General features: G+C 50.7%; 17 protein-coding genes and 1 pseudogene. 14 read left to right on the forward strand and 4 right to left on the reverse strand.

Annotated elements, in window-relative coordinates; genetic code table 11:
• Positions 1-157 precede the first annotated feature (157 nt).
• Together avs5 and PverR02_RS27115 are read right to left on the reverse strand one after the other, a co-directional pair.
• A complete protein-coding gene (gene avs5 / locus PverR02_RS27110) occupies positions 158-2,521 on the reverse strand; it encodes an AVAST type 5 anti-phage protein Avs5 (protein WP_079444719.1) in 2,364 nt (787 codons plus the stop codon).
• 247 nt (positions 2,522-2,768) lie between these two features.
• Positions 2,769-3,039 (reverse strand): annotated as a pseudogene (locus PverR02_RS27115) (integrase domain-containing protein); the annotation flags it as partial.
• 512 nt (positions 3,040-3,551) lie between these two features.
• Here PverR02_RS27115 and mads1 point away from each other — a divergent pair.
• From mads1 to PverR02_RS27170, 11 genes are all read left to right on the forward strand, one after another.
• Positions 3,552-3,761: a methylation-associated defense system helix-turn-helix domain-containing protein MAD1 gene (mads1, locus tag PverR02_RS27120; RefSeq protein WP_079444720.1), complete on the forward strand. Its 210-nt coding sequence runs from the start codon at positions 3,552-3,554 to the stop codon at positions 3,759-3,761.
• On the forward strand, positions 3,758-4,156 hold the full coding sequence (locus PverR02_RS27125; protein ID WP_079444721.1) for a hypothetical protein: 399 nt from the start codon (positions 3,758-3,760) through the stop codon (positions 4,154-4,156). Before mads1 ends, PverR02_RS27125 begins: the two co-directional genes overlap by 4 nt.
• 19 nt (positions 4,157-4,175) lie before the next feature.
• Positions 4,176-6,302, forward strand: coding sequence for an HsdM family class I SAM-dependent methyltransferase (locus PverR02_RS27130; protein ID WP_079444722.1), 2,127 nt, complete (start codon positions 4,176-4,178; stop codon positions 6,300-6,302).
• Positions 6,302-7,846 (forward strand): restriction endonuclease subunit S domain-containing protein, encoded by a 1,545-nt coding sequence (locus PverR02_RS27135; RefSeq protein ID WP_079444723.1) that lies wholly within the window; start codon positions 6,302-6,304, stop codon positions 7,844-7,846. Before PverR02_RS27130 ends, PverR02_RS27135 begins: the two co-directional genes overlap by 1 nt.
• A 3-nt stretch (positions 7,847-7,849) precedes the next feature.
• The gene (locus PverR02_RS27140) at positions 7,850-9,046 is read left to right on the forward strand and encodes a hypothetical protein (protein ID WP_079444724.1); all 1,197 of its coding nucleotides are present in this window, start codon (positions 7,850-7,852) and stop codon (positions 9,044-9,046) included.
• Positions 9,043-13,329 carry a hypothetical protein gene (locus PverR02_RS27145; protein WP_079444725.1) on the forward strand — a complete coding sequence of 1,429 codons (4,287 nt, stop codon included), beginning with the start codon at positions 9,043-9,045 and terminating at the stop codon, positions 13,327-13,329. Before PverR02_RS27140 ends, PverR02_RS27145 begins: the two co-directional genes overlap by 4 nt.
• Positions 13,326-14,126: a hypothetical protein gene (locus PverR02_RS27150; protein WP_152032045.1), complete on the forward strand. Its 801-nt coding sequence runs from the start codon at positions 13,326-13,328 to the stop codon at positions 14,124-14,126. The genes PverR02_RS27145 and PverR02_RS27150 overlap by 4 nt, the downstream gene beginning before the upstream one ends.
• 3 nt (positions 14,127-14,129) lie before the next feature.
• Positions 14,130-15,272, forward strand: a complete 1,143-nt coding sequence (locus PverR02_RS27155) for a hypothetical protein (protein ID WP_079444727.1) — start codon at positions 14,130-14,132, stop codon at positions 15,270-15,272.
• On the forward strand, positions 15,269-16,954 hold the full coding sequence (locus tag PverR02_RS27160) for an ATP-binding protein (protein WP_079444728.1): 1,686 nt from the start codon (positions 15,269-15,271) through the stop codon (positions 16,952-16,954). Before PverR02_RS27155 ends, PverR02_RS27160 begins: the two co-directional genes overlap by 4 nt.
• Positions 16,955-17,033: 79 nt before the next feature.
• Positions 17,034-17,525, forward strand: coding sequence for a hypothetical protein (locus PverR02_RS27165; RefSeq protein ID WP_227778732.1), 492 nt, complete (start codon positions 17,034-17,036; stop codon positions 17,523-17,525).
• On the forward strand, positions 17,522-18,997 hold the full coding sequence (locus PverR02_RS27170) for a protein kinase domain-containing protein (protein WP_079444730.1): 1,476 nt from the start codon (positions 17,522-17,524) through the stop codon (positions 18,995-18,997). The genes PverR02_RS27165 and PverR02_RS27170 overlap by 4 nt, the downstream gene beginning before the upstream one ends.
• 694 nt (positions 18,998-19,691) lie before the next feature.
• Here PverR02_RS27170 and PverR02_RS27175 read toward each other — a convergent pair.
• Positions 19,692-20,612, reverse strand: coding sequence for a LysR family transcriptional regulator (locus tag PverR02_RS27175; RefSeq protein ID WP_046382026.1), 921 nt, complete (start codon positions 20,610-20,612; stop codon positions 19,692-19,694).
• A gap of 159 nt (positions 20,613-20,771) precedes the next feature.
• Here PverR02_RS27175 and PverR02_RS27180 point away from each other — a divergent pair, with 159 nt between their 5' ends.
• Together PverR02_RS27180 and PverR02_RS27185 are read left to right on the forward strand one after the other, a co-directional pair.
• Positions 20,772-22,082: an MFS transporter gene (locus tag PverR02_RS27180; RefSeq protein WP_079444731.1), complete on the forward strand. Its 1,311-nt coding sequence runs from the start codon at positions 20,772-20,774 to the stop codon at positions 22,080-22,082.
• 68 nt (positions 22,083-22,150) lie between these two features.
• A complete protein-coding gene (locus PverR02_RS27185) occupies positions 22,151-23,335 on the forward strand; it encodes a M20 aminoacylase family protein (RefSeq protein ID WP_057005087.1) in 1,185 nt (394 codons plus the stop codon).
• Between the two features lie 156 nt (positions 23,336-23,491).
• On the opposite strand, the gene PverR02_RS27190 is transcribed toward PverR02_RS27185, so the two are convergent.
• Entirely contained in the window at positions 23,492-24,697 is a 1,206-nt protein-coding gene (locus PverR02_RS27190) for an MFS transporter (RefSeq protein ID WP_057005088.1), read from the reverse strand.
• Between the two features lie 110 nt (positions 24,698-24,807).
• Between PverR02_RS27190 and PverR02_RS27195 the strand changes: the two genes are divergently transcribed.
• Positions 24,808-25,434, forward strand: a complete 627-nt coding sequence (locus PverR02_RS27195) for a TetR/AcrR family transcriptional regulator (protein ID WP_079444732.1) — start codon at positions 24,808-24,810, stop codon at positions 25,432-25,434.
• The last annotated feature ends 32 nt before the right edge of the window (positions 25,435-25,466 follow it).

Genomic DNA, 25,466 nt, shown 5'->3' on the forward strand with positions numbered 1-25,466 from the left:
GTTCAAGTAAAACGCTTAATTGGTTAGCTGAGCAATGTCGATTTTTTTGCAAGATCTTATAATCTTATTACAAAGTATAAAACATAAGTTGATTGAAGACCGGGGAGACCCTCAGATTTTTAACTTCTAAAATCTGAGGGCACGGCTGCATGAGCCGTTATTTTTTAAAGTCAGGCGTCATGAAGTTTCTAATTTTATCTATAGAATCTTTTTTCAAAAGAAAACTCACTGTGTTGGCGCTCAAGATGCTCTCGAAAGCTATTCGGGTCTCAGGTTTTCGAGGCTTATGAAATGAGGTTTTTATTTTTTCCAAATAAAAGAAGTTATTTTCATAGTCATCTAGCGACTCTATGAAGCTGTCTATTATTTCTAGTAGTATTTCGTCGTTTTTCTGGAAGGAATATTTTCGACAGAGCAGCTGGACCATCACCAATGTTGCACTGTAATAAGTTTTTATGTTTAGACGATCGTCACTTTTCTTTAGATCTACACGGATTTTTTTTGCGCTGTAGATTCCATTATCAATGTCTTCTTCAGTTTTCCCCGCCATTAGTTCGCATTTGGCCATCTGCAACCAATAGTGAGATGTCGCCTTGAAGTCGTTAGACAATTTTGAATATACCTGTCTAATTATTCCCGCTGCGCCGTATTTATCCGTGGAGAAAATCTCATTTAAATTGTCAAATTTTATTATTGAATAAGCTGCTTCTCTATGAGTACTGGCAAGTAATTCGCTAGCAAGTTTTGCTGTAAGGTCGGATGTCTTAACAACATCTTTGGCGAATCTCTTTAAAGTATTAATGATCCAGGTTTTTGTATTGCATACTATCTGGTAGCCGATACTTGCTGGTATATCTTCCCGCTCGAATATAGGGCTGTGATGTTGAATAAATTTTTCTACGTCGAAATTCCCATTGATGGATAAGATTTGATCTGACCTAGCTTTGTCAAAAAGAATCAAAAGCAAAAGAATAGCAAATACTTCATCCGCAATAGGCTTATCAAATATGTTCGAACTTCCCAACTGGCTTTTGTACTCATGGTGTATTCTGTATGAGAAATCTAAAAGGTTTTCAGTTCTGCCATTCTCATAGTTATACCTAGGAAGACCCAAATTATTTAGGCGCTCATTGAGATTTTCCGACTCCGCCCTATCAAGCTTGTTGCTTATCTCAAAGTAGTTAAAGTTAGCTCTCTTTGAGGAGAGGATCTCATTTATTTTTTCGGAGTCATTTCTGCTTGTGCAGAATATAAATCTATTGGTGCTTTTTATATTGGCTGACTTTAATATTTCCTGTATGTTTCTTTCCGTGAATGAGTTATTGTCCAATATAAAAATAGTGTGCTCTTTGGTCTCAGCCAGACTTATGATTTCACTAGAAAACTCGTCCAGTGATGATAGAAAATATACATCTAGCTCGCTCAGCTCTCTTATTATTTTAGCAAGGAATGTTGTCTTTCCGGAAAATCGCCTGCCTGTTATCAACGTGAATGGTTTTTTAGCTATAGAGTCTCTTTGTTGTGAAAGAAGTGTTCGGTTTACCATGACATCCGGTAAGTTTATTTCGTTGGAATTGTTGTGCTTCGCTACAACCGGACCACCATTGGCTATGAACTTTACAACTTCTTCTTTGTTTTTAGTTAGGTTATTTAAGAATTTTACGTCCTGAAACTTACTATCTATAGCTATGGAGCTTAGGGTCTCATAGAAAAAACTGTATATTTCGTCATAACTGTCAAAATAGAGTACGGTTTTAATTCCGTATTCCTTTAGCTTGAGTTTTTCCTTTAAGTTTGGCTTTCCCTTTTTTACGAAAATTGATTTCTTAAATGTGTGAGCAGTTGAAAGATGTAGCAAGTCCACTTCCGCATCTAAGCTGCAGCCTATAAAAATAACTGATCCGTTTACTGCTATATTGGAGAAGTAAGAGAGCATCCCTTTATTGCTATCAATGCTTTTTGCATATTCTTGCCATGTAAATATAAGATTTTTTTCTTGATAGTTTAAATATTCATGAATATCACCGTGTATCTTAAAAAAACATTTTTTCGAATTTAAATGGTCAATATTTATTTTTTTGTTAGGCAGTACTTTCGAGTAGCCTTCGTCGATAACTCTTTCGATCGCATCATCAATATTGAACGTGAAAATATTCGGCCATGCAAGGTTTAGGAATTTTCTTTTAGATTCGTCTATTTTTACTTTTGTAAATGCAGATTCAAAGTATTTCAGAATTTTATTTTTTGGGACGATAGTTTCGTCATCTATTATAGAAAATATTGTTTTTAAATCTCCAATTTCTGCCAGGTCTTCTTGGGAGATGTCATTTTCGGAGGTGAGCACTATGGTTTTTAATTTTTCGACTAGCGCTTTTGCGTCTGGAACCGTTGTCTTATAAGAGTGGCAGCCCAAAGTGAATCCCGCTCCTAGCAACGGAACTAGTTGAGACTTTTTGTAAAGATTTTCTATTCTGCTTTTCGCTTCTTCAGAATTGAAGTGAATTATTTCTATGCTTTCCAAGCTGCACTTCCTTTAGTTTTTTTGTGCATGGGGGTATATTCATCTTCCATGCGTTACAGGGAAATATGCCCTAATATAGGTTATTGCTAGCCAATTTTCAACATGGGCTTTAGGCGCTTTTTTTATACTTATTTGTGGTTATTGATTGTCGTGACTGACCAGTGATTTTTTTTGTAAAAACCGAACCAAAACTTTATCTTTTTTCAAGACACTTACAAATTAATAAGATGGTAGTCGAGTGGAAATGTATGAAGTTATGGCTGCTGGCAGGTGATGAGCCTTGAGCCAACAGCAATGCCGCTTTCGCTTGTTCATTAGCCGCAACCCATCTCGGCGCCGAAGTCCGCCCCCGAACGGCCGCCTTTGGTGCCGTCCTGGATGTCGATGCGACCAAAATTTTTAGATTCGCGATGCAATCGAGGCAGTTCAGCCAGGATCGCTTCGCGCAGACGCATGCTGGTTTCGCGGGCCAAGTGCACGATGGCGTAGACGCGATGGTGCACTTGAGGGGAAAGCGCCGTCGTCTAGTAGCGCAAGCACTATTCATCGTCTGCAGCGGTACCGAGGGTTCCAAGGCTACAACCAATCCCCTCAGGCACAACTCGCCGTTGAGCAATCATCCATATATGAAGTGCGTCGATCATCGGCGCTGCTTCTCTTGTTGTGTTCGCCGCCGGGTACCCGGCTCCAAGCCTCAATTTGACTTTCACCTCGAGCCGCGAGGTAGTGAAGGACTTGCGCTTATTGGTTGAGTGAAAAACTTGCTGCACGCATGGGGGCCGCCCACCCCAAACATTGAGATCAGAAAGGTGTGTTGGCCGGACGCTTACCTATGAAAAAACGGCTTCCGCTCCTAAAAAATGGGCGGTCCAGCGCCCCGCTCTTCTTACACAGAGCTTAAAGATCCCGAATACGACGGTGTACAACTGCACGCAATCATCAGCGTGAAAGTCTCAAAAATAGCTGTATTTCTTTGTACTCTTTTGACACTCTCTGTATTCGGCTGAATTTCCAAGCATGGAAAATTGCTATGAATGATGAAGTTATGACCATCAAGGAAGTGGCTGAGTACCTGAAGGTGAACGAGCGGACTATTTATCGGCTCGCTGCCAGTTCGGGATTACCGGCTTTCAAGGTGGGCAACTCTTGGCGCTTTAAGCGAAGTGAGCTGGAGGCTTGGATCAAATCCCAGCAATGCGGGAACCGTAATACTGGTTCAGAGGGGGAGCTGGCCAGATGAGTCCGCTCAATCTTATCGACGCCGTGCAGCACACGCTGGAAAGTGGGCCGTCCACGCTCGAACAACTAGTCGCTGAACACGCCTCACTATGGCAACAATTGGATTGGCGCGAGGAACAAGTTCGCCTCTGGTTGGCTTGTTTGCCTGGCGTGCGTCGCTGTGATTTACCAACCGGTGAACGTGCCTATGAGCTGCGGGCCATATCAAGCAGGCAGGTTGATAGCCTGGCGGATGAACTGGTGGCCTTACTGGAAAAAGCCGGGCGCCCGATGCCGCTGACGCAATTGATGGGCAAGTTGGCTTCTGGGACGGTGGTCACCGAACCCATGCTGCGTACGGCTGCAATGCAAGATGCACGACTCGAATTTAAAGGCCCGCTGCTGAAGCTGGCTTGAAACGGAACACAGGATAACCATGGCAAACGTACAAACGCTGGACCAACGCTACCAAGAAATCCGCACGCAGTACCTTGAGTACACCGAGCATACGCCGCTGGCGTCTGAGCACGATTTCGTAAAAGCCGGGCTAATCTGGGGCGAGGACCAAGGAAATCAGACGCCATCAGTGCTGCTGGTCGCGCTGGAACCTGGTCATTGGGAATACTCGCGAGAAGACAAGCTTGACCAACTCGCCTATGAATTGCTGTCCAGCGTGAACGGCGACTGGCCAGTATTTGCTCATATGCAAGACAACAAGAATACCCGTTGCTACAGCTTGTTTGGTGTTGATGGTAGCGACGGTACGCACTCGGTGGATGAGGTGCCGTCCATCGAGCTGATACGCAATTACGAGAAGCTGGAAAAAGACCCGACCTTCCGCTGGTCGATGCGCATCTACACCAGACTGATGCATAGATTTGATGCCTTCCACGAACAAGTGTTTCAGACCGTAAAAGACCGAGTCAACGACAAGAACGACATCATCGAAGAAGTAGCAAAGCTGCTCTTTCTCGAGACCTTCCGCGTACACCATGGCGAAGAGCTCAACTTTACGGACCATGAGGGAAGAACCCAGGGCTTCCGCGAGGTTTTCGATTACGAGTATGTGGCCAAGCATGGCGCAAAGGCGGTGGAACAGATCAAGGCCGCGTTCGAAGTGTTCAAAGCCCACGAAGACTATGTGGTTGTCAGTGACGACGGAAGTCGTAACGCCATCTTCCCTAGCGACTCGCATCTGCGCCTGAGCCGGCCGGAAAACTACCATACCCTCCTGGAAGCTATGCAAAACTTGGGACCGGTAACCGACAACCAAGGCCGCGCGATCGCGGGCAAAGAAGAGGGCACCTTGGCTGATGTGGCAGGCGATTTGCTGGGCCGCGTGTTCGACGTATTCCTGCGCGCTAACTTCGAATCTAAGGGTGGTCTGGGCGTTTACCTCACGCCCAATCCGGTGAAGCAGGCAATGTTGGAAATCGCCATGCACGATATCCAGCAAGACAACGCCATCATGGAGCGCCTTGTCTCGGGCGCTTTTCGCTTCTGTGACCCCACATGCGGCTCCTTCGGGTTTGGCTCGGTGGCGCTTAGTCATATCGAAAGCGTGGTCGATCACTTAGGTGGTATGAGCGACGTGCAAAAAGAGAAGCTCAAGCAAACTCTACGCGACACTGCATTTACTGGTGCGGATGCTGCGCCGCGCATGGTGATGCTGGCACGCGTAAACATGGCGCTGCAAGGTGCGCCAAAAGCCAAGATTTTTTACACCGACAACTCGCTCACCACTAACGCATTCAAACCCAACTGCTTTGATCTCATCTGCACCAACCCGCCTTTTGGAACGCCCAAGTTCACGAGCGATAAAAAGGGCAAGGAATCCAAAGAGCGCTACGAAGCCCAAATGGAACAGGTGCTCGGTGGTTTCCGGCCCACTGAAAAAGATGTGGATGAATACGTTGCCTACTATGACCATCTCAAGATGAAGTGGGAGGACACCGGTGACTTGTACCTGAATGAAGACGGCATGCCAAAGTGGCCGGGCTATCGTACCGATTTGCGTAATATTTCCACCAGTAAAAAGGCACAGTACAAATTATTTCCCTCTACTAGCGGCCTGGCATTGGGTAGCAAGCCGGATGGCAAAGGCAACTGGAAACCGGTTGGGGCTAACATCGACCCTGCGGTGTTATTCATCGACCGCTGCCTTCAATTGCTACGTCCTGGTGGTCGTCTGATGATCGTGTTACCCGACGGCGTGTTGTGTAACTCCGGTGACCGATATGTGCGTGAATACATAATGGGTAGGAAGGATGAGATAACTGGCCAGTTTGTCGGTGGTAAGGCGATCGTCAAAGCCGTTTTGTCGCTGCCATCCGACACCTTCAAACTGTCCGGAACTGGTGCCAAAACTTCTGTGGTTTACTTGCAAAAGCGTAACGCCAGCAAGGAGCACACCGAGCAATTCCTGCCGGAACCGCAAGGCGACGTGTTTATGGCTGTAGCCGAAACGCTGGGTTATGTGGTGAAAAACAATATCGAGGATTACTCAGCGGGAGTGCCCAACGACCTCGATAAAATCGTTGGCGCCTATAAGCGGGGTGAGTGATGGAGTCTATCGTCCGAGTTCCCGTAGCAGACTTTTCGCCTGAAAGACTGGATACTGGTTTTTATTCGAAGGAGTTCTATTCAGCGAGAGAACTAATCGAGAACGCTGGATTTGAGCTGGAGGCGATTGGTTCAGTTTGTGAGCCTTGGCAATTTGGCGCCTACGCACTTTGTAATGATATTGTTTGGGACGGTGCGGAAACAGGGGTTCCTTTTATAAAGGCGGAGGCAATTGAGAGCCCATTAATTGATGAGGCCTCACTCTCCTACGTCACCCCAAAAACCCATTCCATTTTATCGAAGTCAGCACTTAAAGCAGGGGACATAATTGTTTCAACCTCAGGCACGGTTGGGCGACTAGCTGTACTTCCTGATTCGATACCTGTCGCTAACTCAAATCAAGACACCATCAAGTTCAGCCTAGCAGGCACCAATTACAATTCGCACTTCGTTGCAGCTTGGCTTACCACGAAGTACGGCCAAGCATTTATGAGCCGAGAAGCCGGGGGAGCAGTTCAGCAACATATTTATCTTTATAATTTTAAGCGCCTTCCACTACTCAAGCTTCATAATGGCGCTCAAAATTACATTGGCGAAAAAATCCATCAAGCCGAGAGGCTTAAAGCTTGGGCTAGAAGGATTATCGCTGGTCAAAATGCAATCTATTCAGAGCAGTATGCTGCGCTATCAGATTACAAAAAATATAAATCACAGTTCTTTCGGATGAGTTTTAAAACTGCATTCGATGTCTTAACTCCTGAGTCCTACCCTCCTGAAATTGACCAGTATTTTCGTGAAAATGAATTTGTCACCCTGGGTGAAATATCCTCTGAAATTTTTACTGGCAATACTCGAGAAGAGTCCGAAAATAGCTCTGAGGCTGTTGCGCAGGCAACCTCTAGGAGCTGTACCGGTCTTTTTTTAAAAGGCCCGTTCAACAAGGTTGAAAGGCCATCAAAAGGTAAGTACCTAAAGAAATTTGACATACTGCTTACCTGTGGAGCTCATGACAAGAAATATATTGGCAGAGACGTGTCTATTTATCATGCCGACGACGAAAACCTTCCCTCCTCGAAGGTGTTAGTTGTAAGGGTTAAAGAGGGTTCGCTGCCAGCGTCGTATGTGCACTCTTATTTGACTTCTGATGCTGGGTATATACAGTGGCAGTCAGTCGTGAGAGGCGTTTCCGCTGGAATACATCCAGGTGACGTGTCGCGGATTAGAATTCCGGTACCTTTAAAAATAAGGGGCTGGGATTCGATTGCGCACATTGCAGATGATCAGTTTTCATCAGCGGGAAAGGCAGTCGACTTTGCTCAAAAGTTAACTAGGGCAGCTAGATTTTTAGTCGAAGCCGTGATCGAAGGCCGGCTCGATGAAAGTTTACTGAAAGCAGCTCAAGTATTACTTGAAGGCGGTAATGAAAGCGTCGATCGTAGCATTTTGAATCGCCTAAAAACCGATGGCATCGATGGAGGGGGCCAGCAGCTGTTTAGCGATCTGGACGAGCTGTACCGTCTGCTGGACCAAGCGCAGGAGGATTAGCCCGTGGCCGTTGCCTTGCCCTCTCTGATCCAACGTCTGAGCAAATTGCTTGCCAACGGCTTGGCGACAGATGCCGACGGCGGGCTAGCTGATCTTTTGGGTGGTTTAGTGCATCCCATGGCGGAAACATCTCAGGTCGGCTTGGTAATTAGTCAGCGCCTGCTTGCAGTTCGCCCCAGATTGGCAAGTGATGATGAGCTGGTGTGTGCGTTGCTGGCACAGCTAACCGAGGTGCGAAACAGTTGGGTCGCTTTTGCAGCGGCGCGCTGTATAGAAGCCGGGCAAATGCCAGACGGTGAACCCCTGCTGGGCTTGGTGAGTGCACTGCAGGGGGCTGCGGCATGGGTAGAAGCAGGTCTACCCGACGCGCAACTCACCGCCAGCCCCTTTTCTTCGCTTGAACGTGAATTGCTGAATGTTAGTTTTGAGCAATCCGCCGCTATGCCTGCGCTAATGCGCGTGCTGGCTGTGGCTGCGGAGCTGTCTCAACACCTGCATGATGTGCTGCCCGCTTTACCGCCGATAGATGCTCGGGGTATGGAGGCGCAGCAGAATTGGATCAAAGGCCGCTTGTTGGCTTTGCCAGGGATATCAGAGGCGACGCGCCCCATCGGGGTGAACTACGTATTGCACGGTTCGTTTGATGCGGCTCCCACAACTGGCGATCAGCCCAGCATGGGCTGGGTGTTGGCAACCCCTTGGTCACTGCTGCTGACCATGGTGGTGTACGTCCAGGATGTTTGGAAAGCCGAGGCTCGTGGAGGATTGTTACTGGAGCTTTCTAGTGGGCAGAACGCCTTCAGCCCAGGTGAAATCTCGATTTTGGTACAGGGGCCAGAGGGTGATGAAACCCCTTGTGGCAACTTGGCCGAGTTGCTACTGAAGAGCCTTAGCCTTTTGGGGATACATTGCTTCCCCAATACACCGACATCTGTCGAGTTGAACGCACAGCTCGCACCGCTGGTAGGATTACTATTGAGCCGCCGAGTGTGGCGTTACCAAGACGGATCAAGCGGCCAGAACGGTCAATACCAAATTCATCCATTGTTTGCCGATGCCTGCTTTAGGCTGCCGGGCAGCAAGGTTTTCAATCGTACCGGCCGCTTATTGTGGCAGGCCGTTAGACTCAGCGCAGAAGCGATGCGCGATGAACGCAGACGTAGCTCGCGTGGTGTCGCGAACAATGGAGAAGTGTCGTGAGCAAAATGGATCAGCTGAATACCGAGGTGATCGATAACCTAACCAAACGCCACAACTGGGCCGCCACCGGTGTGTCGGACTACCCGCCGCGCGACCCGCTTGTGGGTCAGAGTCGCTTTTTTAAGCGCTACCGCACCTTCATTCAAACCGTGGACCAAGATGCTGATCACTTCGCCCATGTATTCGCCGTAGAGGCGGAATGGGGTCGAGGCAAGTCACGTTTGGGGCATGAACTAATTGCGCAGATCAACGACTGTTCAAAAGGCTGGTTTGTACGCGATCAGAGCGGCACATTGGCTGACCAAAAATTATTTGATCAGGCTACGCAAGATAAATACCTAGCGCTGTATATCCGCTACTCGCAAGTGGCATCGGACTATCAGAACTCGGACAACTGGTTTGGCTTTGGCCTGTACAAAGCTCTGTTGCCATTGGCTACACGCAAATTCGATGGCTCGATCCAGAGCAAGATTGCTGAGCAGGCGCTGCATCGCCTAAATCCGACAGGCTTTGATACCAGTCAACTCGCTAACCTTTTGGAGCTGGACAAACTACACAGCGATGAAGCGCTTTATGAGGAGGATGGCTTGGTAGTGCGGCTGGTGCAGGCGGCTTATGCCTATCTGCAAAAGTTCGGTATTGCCTATTTGCTAGTAGTGCTTGATGAGCTGGAAACCGTTGCTGAGGCCGCGACCTTTGGAATGGAGCAGGACGATGCCAAACGTCTGGATGGCCAAGCTATTCGCCTGATTGGTAAGGCTATCAAAGAAGAAGACCCGCGTCGTAAATTGCCATGGCTGCGCTATGTGGCCTTGTGTTCGCCACTGCTAGGCCAGCAACTGCGTGAGATTCAGTCAGTAGCTCGCCGCTTCGAGTTGGTGGAGCTGGAGCACAATGCTTTTGCCGATGTCTCAGACTATGTGGGACAACTGAAGGCCGAACGCAAACTGGCGCACGACTACCCCACCGGCTTGGTTGAAGCGGCTTACGCCATGAGCGGTGCCAACTTTGGTTGGTTTAACGTGATCATGGCCAATGTGGATGCCGTGCTGGCCCAGTACGAAGCTGCAGGAAAATCCATCCCCGCTATAGGCGAGTTGTTCGATGCGGTGACTGAAAGCTCGGGGCGTGTTGCAGGGCATGTGCTGGATGCCCACGCCATTGAAGGCATTAAGACCCGTGACCACGGCCTGAGGGCGGTTGCGCAGGAGCTGCTTTATGGGCAACTGCCACTCTCCTTAAGCCAATGTCCGCCGCGCGGCAAAGAGCTGTTATCTCTTGCCAACGAAGACGGCGAGCCGGTGGCTAGCCTCTACCGGAAAATTCCATTTGATCAGTTGCAATGTCGCCAAGCATTGGAAGACGCCAAATTCAAACGCGAGAAAGACGAGTGGCTTTACCCCGCAGTCGAGCAAGCACTCAGCTTGAGCGTTTTGCTGCAGAATCTGCGAACTTTTGCAATCAACGAGGCAGAACAAGATGTGTTGCTGCTGCCACTGTCGCGCGCTGAATTCAAGCATCTGCTGAGTTTACTGTACGACCATCCGGCTGTGGAATTTGCGGCAGATGCGCTCTGGCAAAAACTGATCGGCAGCGAACAGCAACTTCCAGAAGAAGAAGCCACGCACATCGGCCCTAGCGTGGCGATGCTGCTACGGCTGGACCTGCGCTACCGCAACCAGCAGCACAACTCGATGATCTTCCGTGATCCAGCCGATGCCGATGCTCACGAAGTAGCTATGAAGGGCTTGCTCAAGGACGGCGGAAAAAACATCGGCCTGCGCTTTCAGGTGCGTCTGACAGGCTTGATGCGCTTACTGGACAAAAACTGGCAGTACTCGAAGACGCCCTATGCCAACAATGAGAGCATCACAATTCAAACCAGCCTAAGCGGTCAAGGCTCTGGACAGCGCGGTGGGTTGTTGTTCTGCGATGCGTTGAAGTTGCACCCGGAAAATCTCGTTTGGTTTGCCTGGGTGAATAACCGTGATGAACTGGACCGTTTGCACCAATTGGTCGCCATGCGCCATTCCGACGAAGGCCGCTTCCCGGTAATGGCGTTTACCACATCAACGCATTTGATGGAGCAATACAACCGAGGCGATGTGAGCGAGAAGTTTAAGGACGACTTGCTGCTCTACTACTTGAACCCCAGTGAAGTGGACCAGCTGGAACGCATTGGGTTGCTGCCTGAGCAGTGCAAAGGTTTCGTGCTGGACGATTCGCGGTTAACAAGTAAGTTTAAGAGCAAGCTTAATGCGCTACGAGATTTCGCTTATCAAGCCATGCACCAATGGCGGCAGCGGCTTAATGAGCGGGGTCTGATCGCCTGGCCGCTGAAACCTACGGGCAAGATCAATGCGCAGGATCGAGAATTGTTGCTACGCGCCTGGACTCTGTTTGCAGTTAATGAGTCCAACCTGTTCGGCTTGAATGATCTGGAAACCCGACATCGCATAGACGCCGAAGAGGTCGCGTCGCTGATGCAACGCTTGGCATTGCCGAACAAATTTTTAAGTCTTGGATATGGCAAAGAGGAGCACGCTGGGCTGTTCTCCGAGCTGGCCAATCCACAGCAATCACAAGTCCAGTTACCACACTTTCTGGCACGTATCTCTAACCCCGCCAAGACCCAGGAGTGGACTTTGGCAAAGGCAAGGCGCGACTGGTATTGGGGATATCTGTCGCACGCGGGCTTGACACCGAAGAATGTGTTTGACGACTGGATGTGGTGGTGCGGAGAGTTGCACTTGTTGCAGTTGACCGATGCCACGGCAAGTTACGCGAAATGGCAAACATACCCTCGCGCCAAACTCGATAACTCCATTGTTGAGGCTAAGAACTGGTTTGATGGAGGAACCTCTGATGGCTATAGAGCGACTGTCGCCATGCTGGAGCGTGTATTTGGTTACGACCGAGTTCCAGGCTTGTTTGCACCCCTAGGTAAATCTCCAGTGGGTATAGAGACGGTCGAAGCGAACGACCAGCTTAAGGCAGCACGTAAAGCGTTCGACAAGCTCAAAATCGATGAAGAGGCACTGGGCTTGGTGGCCACAGATGAGTTGGGCTTTGTTGCCGAAAAACTGCCAGCGCTGCTGCAAAGTCGCTCAGAAGTAATTATGCGCGTAGCGCGGGTCAAACCAGAGTTGGCTCCGGTCATCACCCTTGGAAACGTCAATACCTTGCGACTGGACGATAAGGCGCAGCCACTCTTCCAACGTGTCGAGCAGGCACGCTTGTTTGCCGAGTACGTGGATAAGGCTGCCCAGCAGATCAAGCAGCGCATGAATAGCCTGATCAGCGATATCGATGCGGATAGCCAAGGCTTGGATTTATTTCCCCGCAGCTTGTTCACGCTGTCGTTGCAGACGGTGTCGAACATTTTGGACGGTGCTTTGCAATATCAGAACGATAGTGGTACCGCGAAAACCGAAGGATCTGCCAGTTCAGAGACCTTGTTGCATTACCTGCGCTCCCTACAGCTCGACAAGGCAGCGGAGCGGCTACGCCTACTGTCAGATGAAGCAGGCGTCAATATCGATACAGGCTCCCTGCAAAGTTTTGCGGATAACAGCGGCCACATCATGAGCGCCTATCGGACTGGCAAGGAGAAGTTTGTCAAAGTGACAAGCTATCTGGCCGAGCTGCAAACACGCTGCAAAGTAGCTGCACGCCAGCTTGAGCCAATGCCAGCCGACTATGCAGAGCCAGCTCATCTTAAAGAATTGGCCCAACTGACGCAGAAGCTGGTTCTGATTGGCGATGCGTTTGAGGATTTGGGAGAGTCCGCGAAAAACGAGCGAGAGAAATTTCGCGAGCAAGCCCGAAAGGGGCAGTTCAGTGCAATCCGCGAGGTGCCGGACCGTCTGTTGAACCCAGTGTATGCCCAATTACATACGGTTGGCGGAGCGATCACGAAAATCGAAAATGCAATACAGACTCGTCGTGACTATCAAGTGAGGGGGCTGAACGAGCAATATGTGCCTGTACTTATGCCATTGTTTTTTGCTTGCAAAGAACCTTCTCCTGAGCCCGTGCAATTGGCAAAGGTAGCTCAGCTAAGTCTGCATGATCTGCAGATGACTCTGGATGCGCAGCGCATGCAATGGGAGAAGCGAGCTAGCCAGTTGTTGAACGGTACCGGGCTTGACTATGCCAGCTGGCAGCAGCTGGCGACCGCCATTGATGCTGGTAACAATCCAATGCTCACTAATGCAGTACAAGAGGCACTGGTCGGCAAGGGCATTTTGAAGATGCAACTCTACTTCGGGGACGGAGCGTGAAACTCTATTTAACTCCCGAATTGCTTGCTCATCGGCGTGGTCGCTTTTTGTCTAGCCTCTTGGCTATTGAGACGTCGTCGGCTGTTGAGTTGCCGGAGTCTGGATTTGTCCTTATGACGGGTCAGCAGCTCCAGGAGTCGAGCGAGCTGCAGACGACATGCTCGACTTGGGCACGTCAGCCGGGATGCACATTGCTTCTGCTACCGCCTTACAAAGAAGGCCCACTCCTTTCAGCTTTGGATTGGGCTGTTGAGTTTTCACCTGATCATCCTATTGTCCTTGGGGGGAACTCGGCAGAGAGCATCGTCGCGCAAGAAGTGATGTATCAATTGCAAGGAGTGCAAGGTGGAGATCATCGAGGCCATACCCGTTACTGGAAGTCTCATTCAAGCAGCGGTCTGTTTGCCGCAACAATGCTGCCGCTATGGTCCATCAGTTTACTGAATCATGCTCATTTGGTAACGGAGTTCCTCGAAGACCTTAACCGGCACACAGGCAAGGCATCGGTGCCCGTAGCAAAAGATGATCAGTCAGAGATTATGTTGTATCCACAGGACTTGACCGTGATGGTTTGCTGCTACGGTTTCGAAGTCGCCACAGCGGCAAGCCTAATGGACCGGCTACATGGTTTCGCAGTACCTCTGCTGAATCTGGAACATTTTAACTTGCCTGAAAGCATTGGCCGATTGCAGCAGGGTGGATTACTTAATCAGCAAGGTCTGACTCAAGCGGGCTTGGCTTTTCTGCAGACATCAAAGTTCTGGGCGTTTGCGGAAAACCTGAAGGGGGAAGCGTAACTCATGAAGACAACAAATCTCGCACAAGCTCTGGCGATTGATAGCCAACTGCGCTTACCCGGAAGCGCAGGCCGTCTTCTTAAGCAGATCCGCGACATCGAACTTATGGCTCCTTTATTCCGGGATACAGGTCTCATTAAGGCAGTTAATAGACCCTCGGTGGTCAATCTGGTGGTGTCCGGCATCGCTAGCCATTCATGTATTCAGCGCGCGCTTGGTGGTTTCATTTATGCGTCTGCTGCAGTAAGGACGGATCTTCTTATACATGACAACAAGGTCAGCACAATAGGCTCTGACTCTGTATCGGAGCTAGATGATATTGACTTCGAAGCTCAGAGAAAGCGCCTGGATCTGGTAGAGATGCGCCATTGCTATGCCCTAGTGGAGCGCCTTTTGGCACAAGGCGGAGCAGCCAATCTGATCCTGATTGATACACCATTCTTTATTGACCGGGACATGGCCCCTTTGAAGCGGAATGCACGCCACTGGTCCGAGTATGAGAAAACGCAGGTTGCAATTGAACGATTTTGGCAAAAACACCGGCAGGATCTCTTTCCCTGGAATCAGGAAGGTCCAGTACTAGTAAGCATTCTAGCTGAGCGATTTAGCGCCATAGTAAGCATTGCTCGGCAAGATTTGCGAACCGAAGAAGGGCGCAAGCACATCTTACTTACTGATGGCTTTTCTTCCGATTCGACTGCGAAGCTTGAGGGGTTGGAAGAACGTTTGCTGGGCATCGGTGACACTCGTTTTATAAACGGGATTTTAGGCAGCTTTAACCGGACGATTGCGTTTCGGATGACTGAAAACAGTCCGCGTATGGAACCCGCTAGTGAAGTCGCGCAAGGTCTGATTGGATTTCATTATCGAAGCGCTCGCTCAAGCGAAATCAAAATGGCCCAGTTGGCCGGTGAGGAGTCTGACTGGAGTGCCGATGAGCTAGATACTGTGGCATCGCGCCTAATGATTTTGGATATGCAAAGCCAGAAAAAAGCAATGCCATTGCCGCAGCTCTTGAGCAGGCAGCAACTACAAATTTTGGAAAAATTCACCGCCTACTACCGGCAGGGTTTAAACGAAGCGCTACGGAATAATGAGGTAGAGAGCACGTGGCTGTCCGGTCTTGACGAAGGGTTCGAGTCATGAAGCACAAGGTACTAGGAAAGCTGGTCGGCAACACCGGCGACGCGGCGCAACTGACAATGGTCGTGCAGGACTCTTTCTCTGTGCGCCGAGGTGAGTTCGTGCGCATCATGCATCAGGAGCGAGTAGATGAAGGCGTTGTTCCTGTGCTTGGGCGCGTGACGCGCATAACCCGGACTAACATGCTTTTCAATGCAGGTTTTGGTGACGGAGCGACAGAACTTGAGTTACTGCCCGGGGCCAGTGTTACAGGGGAAAATCTATTCGCCAACCTTGAGCTCGTCGGCTACCGAGACCCAGAATCGCGCCAGATCAAAATTCCACGTCGCCCACTTGATCCTGGGGCAGCAGTGGAAACAGTGGACTTTCAGTTTCTAAGCGATTTTTATGAATTCAACGAGCACACCAGCCTTCACTTGGGCAATCTCGTTGGTTATGAGCGTGGCGAGAACACGGTACCGGTCTTTCTGGATGTAAACAAACTAGTGACCGAGCACATGGCTGTGCTGGCCATGACGGGCTCGGGCAAGTCATACACCGTTGGCCGCATTATTGAGCGGCTTGTAGCGCTCAATAACGGAACTGTGGTCGTCTTTGATCCGCATGGCGAATACGGCAAAGCATTAGCCAAAGGACAGCTTAACTTTTCAGATGGCCTTTCGGACGTTGAAGATGAGCGTGACCGTGAGGCTCTTCCAAAAATTCGGGACACCCTTGAACGACTGCAAAAGATCGGCGCTGGGGTTGAGGTATATACGCCTCAAATTGAATCCTTCAAGCATAAATACGCAGGCAAAAATATTCAGCTTGCGCTTCAGTTTGATCACTTCGAAATGGATGATGTGGCTGAAATTTTGCCGGGTTTAAGTGAACCTCAGCAGCGAGTCCTGGATGTAGCCATTCGCTATTGGAGGACCGCGGATAAAATCGAACCGAGGGATATCAATCGCCTGCGTCATCTTTTAGGTGACGGGCTCGAGGAGCTGCGAGAGTGGGATGACCTGTCAGAGGCAGAATCCAAGGCATTGAATGGCCGAAGCGCCGCCGTAGCATCAATGAAGCTATCGCGGGTGCTCAATGAGGCACAAAGTTTCTACTCAGCAGCAATGGCCGCACCAACTGATATTTACAGGATGGTGGGTCGCCCCTCGAATCGTCAGGGGCGGCTGGTTGTGGTCGATCTTCAAGGCTTGAGTGACACTGCAAAGCAAGTCATCTGTGCATTGATATCCAGTGAGATTCTAAAAGCTGCCTCGAGCAAGACGGATCCTTTGAGGCCATGTTTTTTGGTCTATGAGGAAGGCCACAACTTCGCTCCCGCGGGTGGTAACGCCGTTAGTCATCGCATCATCAAAAAGATCGCAGGTGAAGGCCGTAAGTTTGGGGTTGGCTTTGCGATTGTCAGTCAGCGCCCATCGAAGCTTGATGCGGATGTAACATCGCAATGCAACACGTTGATCACGATGCGCCTGAAGAATCCAGATGATCAGCGCTTTATTGCCAAAGCGTCGGACATGGTGAGCAAGGCAGATTTGGATGAGCTTTCTAGTCTCTCGACAGGTGAGGCTCTTGTGTGTGGCCGATCAATTCCTGCACCACTTCTTGTAAAGGTCGGTGGTAAAGCTTTGATTCATGGTGGTGAGTCCCCTGAAGTTTTGCGCGTCTGGGGCTCCTTGGATGACTGATTTGGTTGCCTGCATCAGGGACTCGATGAGCTCTCTAGGTTTCATAAATAGCTGTTACCCGATGCTAAGCAGCTGGGGAGTGCGCGACGAAGATGTGCTGGTTCATAGCCTGGGCTGCAGCGCTTGGAATCAATTAGGTCATGAGCTTAATTTTATGGCAGTCACCGAATGCCCGGCTCCAATGACACATAGTGCGGATATTCGACCAGACTCAACTTGGTTTAATCTTGAGAATCGAACTCCTGATGTCCTAATCGAGTTTGAGAGATTCGACGGTACTGATCGAGGGCAACGAAAGCTTGATGAAAAGCTTTGTAATTTGCTTGAAGCCTCCATGAGATGGGGGGATTCCCCTTCGGTTTTGATTCTCTCCGCGTGGAGCAAAGGGGTCGTCTCTGCACCTAACAAAGAGAGGTTTCTGGAACGATGCACGCGAGGTTTTAAATCAGCAGCTGGGGTTCAGGTACCACCAATTCGAAATACGGTGGTGCTGTTCAGTCGATTCATTTTTGAGATTGAAGGCCGCGCAAGCCTGCTGCTGAATCAGGTTCGATGCGAGAGGTTGCTATGAATATTAAATCTGCACACTTTCTACCTGGCACTAACAAGCGTTTGGGTGACAAATACCTCCTTCTTGAATGCTTGGGTGATGGCAGTCACGGTTGGGTGTGGCGTGCAGAGCGACTTATCGATGGGGCGATCGTAGCGGTTAAAATCCCCAAAGATTTGACCAAAGATGATCGAATGCTCGCGGAAGGAAAAGAGCTTCTTAACATCGACACACATAAAAACATTGTTCGCATCTTAGATATGGGAAGAGTACCTCCGGAGAACGAGTGGTTCTTCATTGAGATGGAATACTTTCCCAGTCAGAGCCTGGCGCAAAAATTGGAGCAAAGAGCTCAGCACTTCGGTAACACATTTGAGCGTTTGTTCGGAATTTATGCTCAGGTTCTCGACGCTGTTGGTTTTCTGGCAAATTTCCAAACTCCGATTTCCCACGGAGATATCAAGCCACACAACATACTCGTTGGCGCAGGGGACTTGGTGAAACTGACAGACTTTGGAAGCTCTGCCCTTCCTGAAGAAATTTATGTCAGAACAAGAGAGAATGGCGGCACAGTTCTTTATGCTGCTCCTGAATACTCAGACAGCGTTTCTCGCAAAGGTTCTTTCGAAGATCTGCTTCGTGGTGACATATACAGCCTTGGCGTATTGCTTTACCAACTACTCACTGGTCAGCTTCCCCATGACACCCCATCTCAGGTGCGCCGCCATGCACCTTTCAGGCGACCAAGTGAAGTTAACGCGAGTATCGCTCCCTCCATTGACGCTTTGATCCTTCGTTGCTTGGAAAGAGTACCATCTGATAGGTATTCCGACATTGACTCTCTGCGCAATGCATTTGATTCAGCTAGACAACATCAATTAAACAGTCCGAAACACGTTGTACCCAATTCGAGTAGGCTTGCTGGATCAGATTGGTCGACATCGGTCGTTGACGCTCTAGAGGAGCGCGACTATTTAAAGGCTGCAAGGATTGCCGAAATAGAATTTGCTCGAACTCACGACTATGGTGCACTGCTACAGCAACTCAATGCGCTTTATCGCGCCGATAGACTTTTCGAATTTAAAGATGTGTTCGAGCGCGAAAACCAGAACGCTAAACTTCAAGGCGAAGACGCTAAATCGATAAATATTCTAGCTATTAAAACCTACTTATCTCTCCGAGAAATTGATCTTGCAAAAGCGATGCTTCTTCAGGAAAATGTGTTAGATGCAGACTCTCTGGAATATGACTTCCTCTTGGCAAATGTATATGGATTGGAAGCAAATTTTTCGGCGGCACGAAAAGCTCTTGAGGCGATTAACCGAAAATCGCCATCTAAACCACATGTACTGGTCCGCCTCATTCAAGTGTGCGAGCAAATGCGTGACTATGCCGCTGCAGCGGGGTATTTGAGACACGTATTGAGACTAGTGAAAAGCTCACCAGAGCTTGACTTGAAGCAGCAGCGCTACCAAGCACTTGGCCTTTGGTGAAAGTGGTAGAAAAATTAATTTTTCAGTAGCCGACTATGTCAGTTCGACTGAAATTGGGAGCTCGACTGTTTAGGCACTGATTTCGTCGACATCTCCAAACGCCTGCTTCTGGCCGATTGCTACCTGTTGTCCCGTCAGAGCTGCACGCAGTTGACCACTCATCACATACACGAAGCACGATAGTCAGCGCGGATGTAAACGGCCTTCATATCGAATACAAGAGGGTAATAAAGCGGAGTGAAATTTCGCAAGGTATTCCAGTTGGTATTCCAAGTAAAAATCAAAACAGTCATTAATTATAAAAAACAATATGATAAGGTTCAGGTTCAGATTACCCCGGCCCACCAACTCATCATCTAAATGACGTCCACAGACGTCTTTTTTCACCTTAAACCCAACAAAATCAAATCCCTATAGGCCATCAGTACCCCTAGACATCCGCCCCCCCCACATTACCGGGTACTCCAAATGGTACCAGTGGTCATTTTTGGAATACCAATTGACGCCATGGAACACCTCATGTGCGCCCAAGCCCCCGCCTCTCTGACCGCCAGCTCAAAGCGGTGAAACCGAAAGACAAAGACTATCTCTGCGCCAAGACGCAGCGCGCGGGTGATTTGGCGACCATTAGCCCAGGGCCAGAATCTTCCATGTTTAAACTCATGCACCGGTTTTCGGGGCAGTTGGGTCAAGATTATTCAGAGACTTCAAAAACGGCCTTCTGTTTCAACATGGCCAACAACCTTTCAGCGGCAACTGACAGTTGCCGACCCGCTCGGACCATCAGGTGTGCCTCGGCACTTTCGAATACTTCGCTGCGGGTCCTGAGCGCTACAAGCGTACCTTCTGCGATCTCATTGGCTACCGCGTGCGAGGACAGGAAGGTCACCCCGAGATGGGCTTTTACATAGCTCTTGAGGGTGGCGATTGAGTTGGTGACCAGATTGGATTCGAATTGAATGCGATCGTGGAATTGCGCCAGCTTAACCAGATTGCTTAAGCCAAAGCCGTTGGACATCAAGCCCACCGGATAGGGGCAAACATCACTCAATGCCAGCGGCTGCTGCTTCTCGGTAAGGGGATGGCCGGGCCAGGTGATGACGCACATTGGCTGTTTGCGCAACATGACCGTACGCACGGCGGGATCGATAGGCGGACGGTATGCCAAGCCGATGTGAGCCTGATCACTTGCCAGCATCCGCACTGTGTCGACGGCATTGGCGAACTCCAGCGTAACCACCAGCTTGGGGTGCTGCTGGCTGAAGTCCTGAAGCACCCAGCGGACTAATTCCTCGCGGAAACCCTCGCCCGCAACAATGTGAATCTCACCTCTCTCCAGACCCTTGAGTTCGGAAATCTGAGTCAGCAGCAATGCTTCGCTTGATCGCCGCTCACGACAATGGTTGATCACCAGTTTGGCAGCTTCCGTAGGGACGATACCCCTGCCGTGGCGCTGTAGGAGTTGCACCCCCAACTCGCTTTCCAACTGGTGGATTTGCCGGCTGACAACTGAGGGCTCGATATTCAGACGATCCGCTGCGCCTCGGATCGAGCCGGCTTCTGCGACCTCTGAAAAATAGTGAAGTCGCCGTTCATTAAGGCCGATTTTTTGCAATTAGGGCTCTCCTGTCTGTTGACTTAAAGTCAACACTCGCAAGCGAAGATCGCTATTGTTTGAAGTTTCTGCGCTCCCCATACTTTCTGTCAATTGGGCGATGCCAAGCTCATTTAATAGACACAATAAAAAAAATGCGGAACTTGTGAGGACTTCACTATGGCTCAGGCCGCAATACTGATTACACCGACCTCCCCCGATGACCTCGCCCTACGCAAGATGTATCGCAAAATCAGTTGGCGCCTATTGCCCTTTCTGTTGTTGTGCTACGTCCTCGCCTATTTAGATCGGGTCAATATCAGTTACGCCAAGATTGCGATGCAGCAGGAATTCGGTCTGACCGATGCAGCTTATGGATTGGCGGCAGGGATTTTCTTTATCGGTTATGTAATGTTCGAAGTGCCGAGCAATCTCTGGCTGGCGCGGGTAGGAATACGTAAGACGCTCAGTCGCATCATGTTGTTGTGGGGGGTGGCTTCAACCTCGATGCTGTTTGTCCATGACAGCACTACCTTTTATGTCCTGCGGTTTTTTCTAGGGGTGTTTGAGGCTGGATTTGCTCCGGGCATGATCCTCTATCTGACCTTCTGGTTTTCAGGTAAGCGTCGCGCTCAAGTAATGGCGTGCGTCCTGTTGGCAGGGCCAGTCTCGAACGTCATCGGTGGACCATTGTCGACCTGGATTATGGGGACTTTCGCCGACATTCATGGTTTGGCGGGATGGCAGTGGATGTTCATCCTCGAAGGGGCGCCTTGCATTCTTTTGGGTATCGCGGCGTTCTTCTTTTTGAGTGACTCGCCGGAACAGGCCAAATGGCTGAGCCAAGAAGAAAAACGACTGCTGGCGAATGATCTGGAGCAGGTGCAGGCGTCAAAACAACATACTTTCGCTGCCGCCTTGAAAGACTGGCGAATTTACCTGATGGCCCTCATTTACTTCTGTCTGATCTGCGGTCTGTATACCGTCAGTTTCTGGCTGCCGAGCATACTGCGGGACGCTGGCGTAAAGAATATTTTCGAGATCGGGCTCTATTCAATGATCCCTTACAGCGCCGCCATTTTCGCGATGCTGATCAATGCTCGGAGTTCCGACCGCCTGGGCGAGCGCCGCTGGCACGGCGCAGTACCCGCCTTTCTGGGCGCAATAGGCTTAGTGCTGACCGGTTTCAGTTCCGGCAACCTGACGTTGGCGCTGTGCAGTATTACCCTCGCAACGCTATCCACATACTCGGCCTATGCCGTGTTCTGGGCTGTGCCCTCCAGCTACCTCAAAGGTACTGCCGCCGCTGGAGGCATAGCCCTGATCAACAGCATCGGTGCCTTCGGTGGCTTTGTCAGTCCTTCCATCATCGGTGCTCTGAAGACCTTCACCGGCTCGTTCGCTGCGGGGATGGCCGTAATGGCCGTCCTTTTAGTGATCGGCGGTCTTTGCACGTTGGCACTGCGTTTACCGGCCCAGGCTCAACCGTAGGAGCCGGGGATGCATCCCAACTGACGGCACTCCTGCACTCCATTATTCACCGCTAGGAACTCACTGTGATGAAGACTGAACCTCACTACTGCAAAGTCGATGATTTACGCCCTCAAACTGAGGAGCTGACACGTATTCGCCGCCATATTCACCAGCATCCGGAAATGGCCTACGAGGAGTTTCAAACCGCCAAACTCGTTGCAGAGCGCTTACGGGCCTGGGGGTTCAGCGTAACCGAAGGCGTTGGTGAGACCGGTGTGGTAGGCAGCCTGACGGTAGGCGCCGGCAAGAACATTGGCATACGAGCAGACATGGATGCTCTGCCGTTGACCGAGCAGACCGGCTTGCCTTACGCCAGTGTCCATCAGGGAAAAATGCATGCCTGCGGCCACGACGGCCATACCACCATGCTGCTTGGGGCCGCTGAATATCTGGCGCGCACACGAAACTTCCGCGGAACGGTGCACCTCTATTTTCAACCCGCGGAGGAGAAGGGCTTCGATAGCGGTGCGCAACGCATGGTAAATGATGGCTTGTTCGAACGCTTTCCCTGTGATGCCGTGTTCGGAATGCACAACCACCCCGGCGAGGCTCCAGGCACCTTCCTGTTTAGAAGCGGACCGTTCATGTCGGCGAGCGACAAGGTCGCGATTACCATTCATGGTCTCGGAGGCCATGCGGCTCGCCCACACCTTACGGTAGATCCGGTTGTGGTGGCGTCCAGCATTGTCATGTCGCTGCAGACCATTGTCGCGCGCAATATCAACCCTGTTGAACCCGCTGTAGTCACGGTCGGCTTGCTTCAGGCGGGGGTTGCTAACAATGTGATTTCCAGCAGTGCCTACCTTGAGCTGAGCATCCGCTCGTTCAGCAAGCGGGTCCGTAGCCAGTTGAAAGAGCGCATCGAAGCACTGGTCCACGCCCAAGCAAACAGCTATGGAGCAACGGCCACGATCGACTATATGGAAGGTTACCCGGTGATCGACAACGACCGAGCGCAAACCGAATTTGCTCTGCAAGTAGCACGGGAACTGGTGGGTGATGAGCATGTGATTGCCCATGCCGATCAGCTCATGTCCAGCGAGGACTTCGCTTACATGCTTGAGCAGCGGCCAGGTTGTTTTTTACGCCTGGGCAATGGCGTTGGCGAAGATGGTTGTATGGTTCATAACCCGGCCTACGATTTCAATGACAAAAACTTGCCAATCGGTGCTGCCTACTGGGCGCGCCTAGTGGAACGGTATCTAAACTAAAGCAAAAAACCAGACCCTCGTCTTGGGCGATCCAGACTCGCCCAAGCCCGGTAAATCTATAGCAAGTCGCCGCTGCGGCTTAAGTCACGTATTCATGCTGTTCACTCGTTGTAATGCGTTGGAAGCTTGAGCATGCAGCGCAATGCTGCCCACACATCAATGACCAGCGACCACTTGGCTGGACTGCCTGTCACCTTGCGCAAAGCCGTGGACCCGCGCTCTAGATGCGATGAACAGACTGAGGAGTAGCAGTATCAATAACACCCAGGGAAAGGAACCCACTCCCCACTGGCCGAGTAACACGCCACCCAAGAGTCCCCCGCCAGCGACAGCGCTGTTCCAGACGACGACGTTCATGGAGAGAGCAACATCGGCGCCCTTGCCTGCGGCGTCGGCAAGCGCGGTTTGTAGAAGCGTCGCGGCGCCACCAAAGGTCAGGCCCCAGATAAAAACACCTAGATAAATCGCCACGGCAGAGCCTGAAAACAAGCCGAAGAAAACCGAAACGGCTGCGAAGGTTGCGAGACTGGCCAACACTGTCTTGCGCAGATGCCGATCAACCAGCCGCCCCGTTATCCAGATGCCCGCCAAAGCGGCAACACCAAATACCAGCAGAACCAAACCAACCTCATCGGCCAACCCAGCCCTGGAAACAAACGGCGCGACGTAGGTATAAAGAATGTTGTGAGCCAGCATCCAGGTGAAGACGACCCCCAGCACCGAACGTACACCAGGTGTGAAAAAGACCTGACGCAACGCCATGCGCTGTGAGGAGGATTGGCCAGGGTAGTCCGGCACCTTGATCAGCACCCAGACAATCAACAGCAAGGTCATCCCGGACATCAATCCGAACGCCATGCGCCAGCCCATGAATCCCCCCAGCCAGGTTCCCAAAGGCACGCCCAGCGACAATGCGATGGGCGTTCCCACCATCGCTACTGCCAATGCGCGTCCCTGCAATTGTGGAGCAACCATCCGTCGCGCATAGCCCGCAATGAGGCTCCAGGCCAGTCCCGCAGAAACGCCGGCAAAAAACCGCGCAATCAAAGTAAGCCAATAGTGGGAAGACAGCGCCGTGAGGGTATTGAATACCAGGAAGCCGACAACTGTTAGCAGCAACACCGTCCTGCGGCGCCAGCTTTGCGTGGCAATAGTCAGCGGAATTGCTGCCAGCAGTGACCCCAAGGCATAAACGGTCACCATCTGCCCAGCCAAAGATGCCGAAATACCAAGCCCGCTGCTGATCTCGGGCAACAAACCCGCGGGCAATGTCTCAGTCACAATGCAAATGAAACCTGTCATCGCCAGTGCCAGTAATGCTCCAAGCGGAAGTTTCCCGCTCTGCGGCTCATCTGTAGTCATTCGATCACTCCCACTAATATACTGATCGGTATAAATATAGGGAGAGGCCGCAGGGTAGTCAATAACTTATGTATCGATTAGTATTTAAGTAACTCTGGAGGAGATCCGACATGGCACAGATGGGACGCCCGCGCACGTTTGACCGTGACCTTGCAATCACTCAGGCACTGCATTTATTTTGGGAGCATGGATACGATGCGACATCCCTGAGTCAGCTTAAGGCTAATATTGGTGGAGGCATCACCGCGCCGAGCTTTTACGCGGCGTTTGGCTCCAAGCAAGCCTTGTTCAACGAGGTAATAGAGCGCTACCTCACTACGCACGGTCGGGTCACCGACAGCCTGTTTGATACGACCCTGCCACCCAAGGAGGCGATTGAACTCACCCTTCGCCGGTCAGCGAAAATGCAATGTGAGCCCGATCATCCCAAAGGGTGTCTGGTGTCGTTGGGCCTGATGAGCGCTTGCTCGGACGAAAGCAAGGCCATTTCAGAACCTCTCGCACAGGCCAGGCGCTTAACCCGCGCAGGCATGGTTGCCTGTATCGAACGTGCTATCGCGGAGGGCGTGCTACCGGCGACCATTACCCCAGACACCCTCGCCGCGGTGTTCGACAGTTTCCTTCTGGGCTTGTCTACATTGGCGCGCGATGGTCTTCCACATGCCACGCTGGATGCCGCAGTGACTCAAGTGATGGGGATATGGGATAGCCTGTGTATTGTTCCCGACGGTCAATGAGCCAGACTCTCAAACGTCAGGAACCTTCCACG

It is taken from the genome of Pseudomonas veronii (genome assembly GCF_002028325.1).
Classification (GTDB): domain Bacteria; phylum Pseudomonadota; class Gammaproteobacteria; order Pseudomonadales; family Pseudomonadaceae; genus Aquipseudomonas; species Aquipseudomonas veronii.

Excerpts from the sequence above, each read along its gene's own strand:
- PverR02_RS27185 (WP_057005087.1), top strand. The coding sequence starts at position 22,151 with ATGAAGACTGAACCTCACTACTGCAAAGTCGATGATTTACGCCCTCAA.
- PverR02_RS27155 (WP_079444727.1), top strand. The coding sequence starts at position 14,130 with ATGAAGACAACAAATCTCGCACAAGCTCTGGCGATTGATAGCCAACTG.
- PverR02_RS27195 (WP_079444732.1), top strand. The coding sequence starts at position 24,808 with ATGGCACAGATGGGACGCCCGCGCACGTTTGACCGTGACCTTGCAATC.
- PverR02_RS27130 (WP_079444722.1), top strand. The coding sequence starts at position 4,176 with ATGGCAAACGTACAAACGCTGGACCAACGCTACCAAGAAATCCGCACG.
- PverR02_RS27190 (WP_057005088.1), bottom strand. The coding sequence starts at position 24,697 with ATGACTACAGATGAGCCGCAGAGCGGGAAACTTCCGCTTGGAGCATTA.
- PverR02_RS27125 (WP_079444721.1), top strand. The coding sequence starts at position 3,758 with ATGAGTCCGCTCAATCTTATCGACGCCGTGCAGCACACGCTGGAAAGT.
- PverR02_RS27170 (WP_079444730.1), top strand. The coding sequence starts at position 17,522 with ATGAATATTAAATCTGCACACTTTCTACCTGGCACTAACAAGCGTTTG.
- PverR02_RS27180 (WP_079444731.1), top strand. The coding sequence starts at position 20,772 with ATGGCTCAGGCCGCAATACTGATTACACCGACCTCCCCCGATGACCTC.
- mads1 (WP_079444720.1), top strand. The coding sequence starts at position 3,552 with ATGAATGATGAAGTTATGACCATCAAGGAAGTGGCTGAGTACCTGAAG.
- PverR02_RS27135 (WP_079444723.1), top strand. The coding sequence starts at position 6,302 with ATGGAGTCTATCGTCCGAGTTCCCGTAGCAGACTTTTCGCCTGAAAGA.
- PverR02_RS27160 (WP_079444728.1), top strand. The coding sequence starts at position 15,269 with ATGAAGCACAAGGTACTAGGAAAGCTGGTCGGCAACACCGGCGACGCG.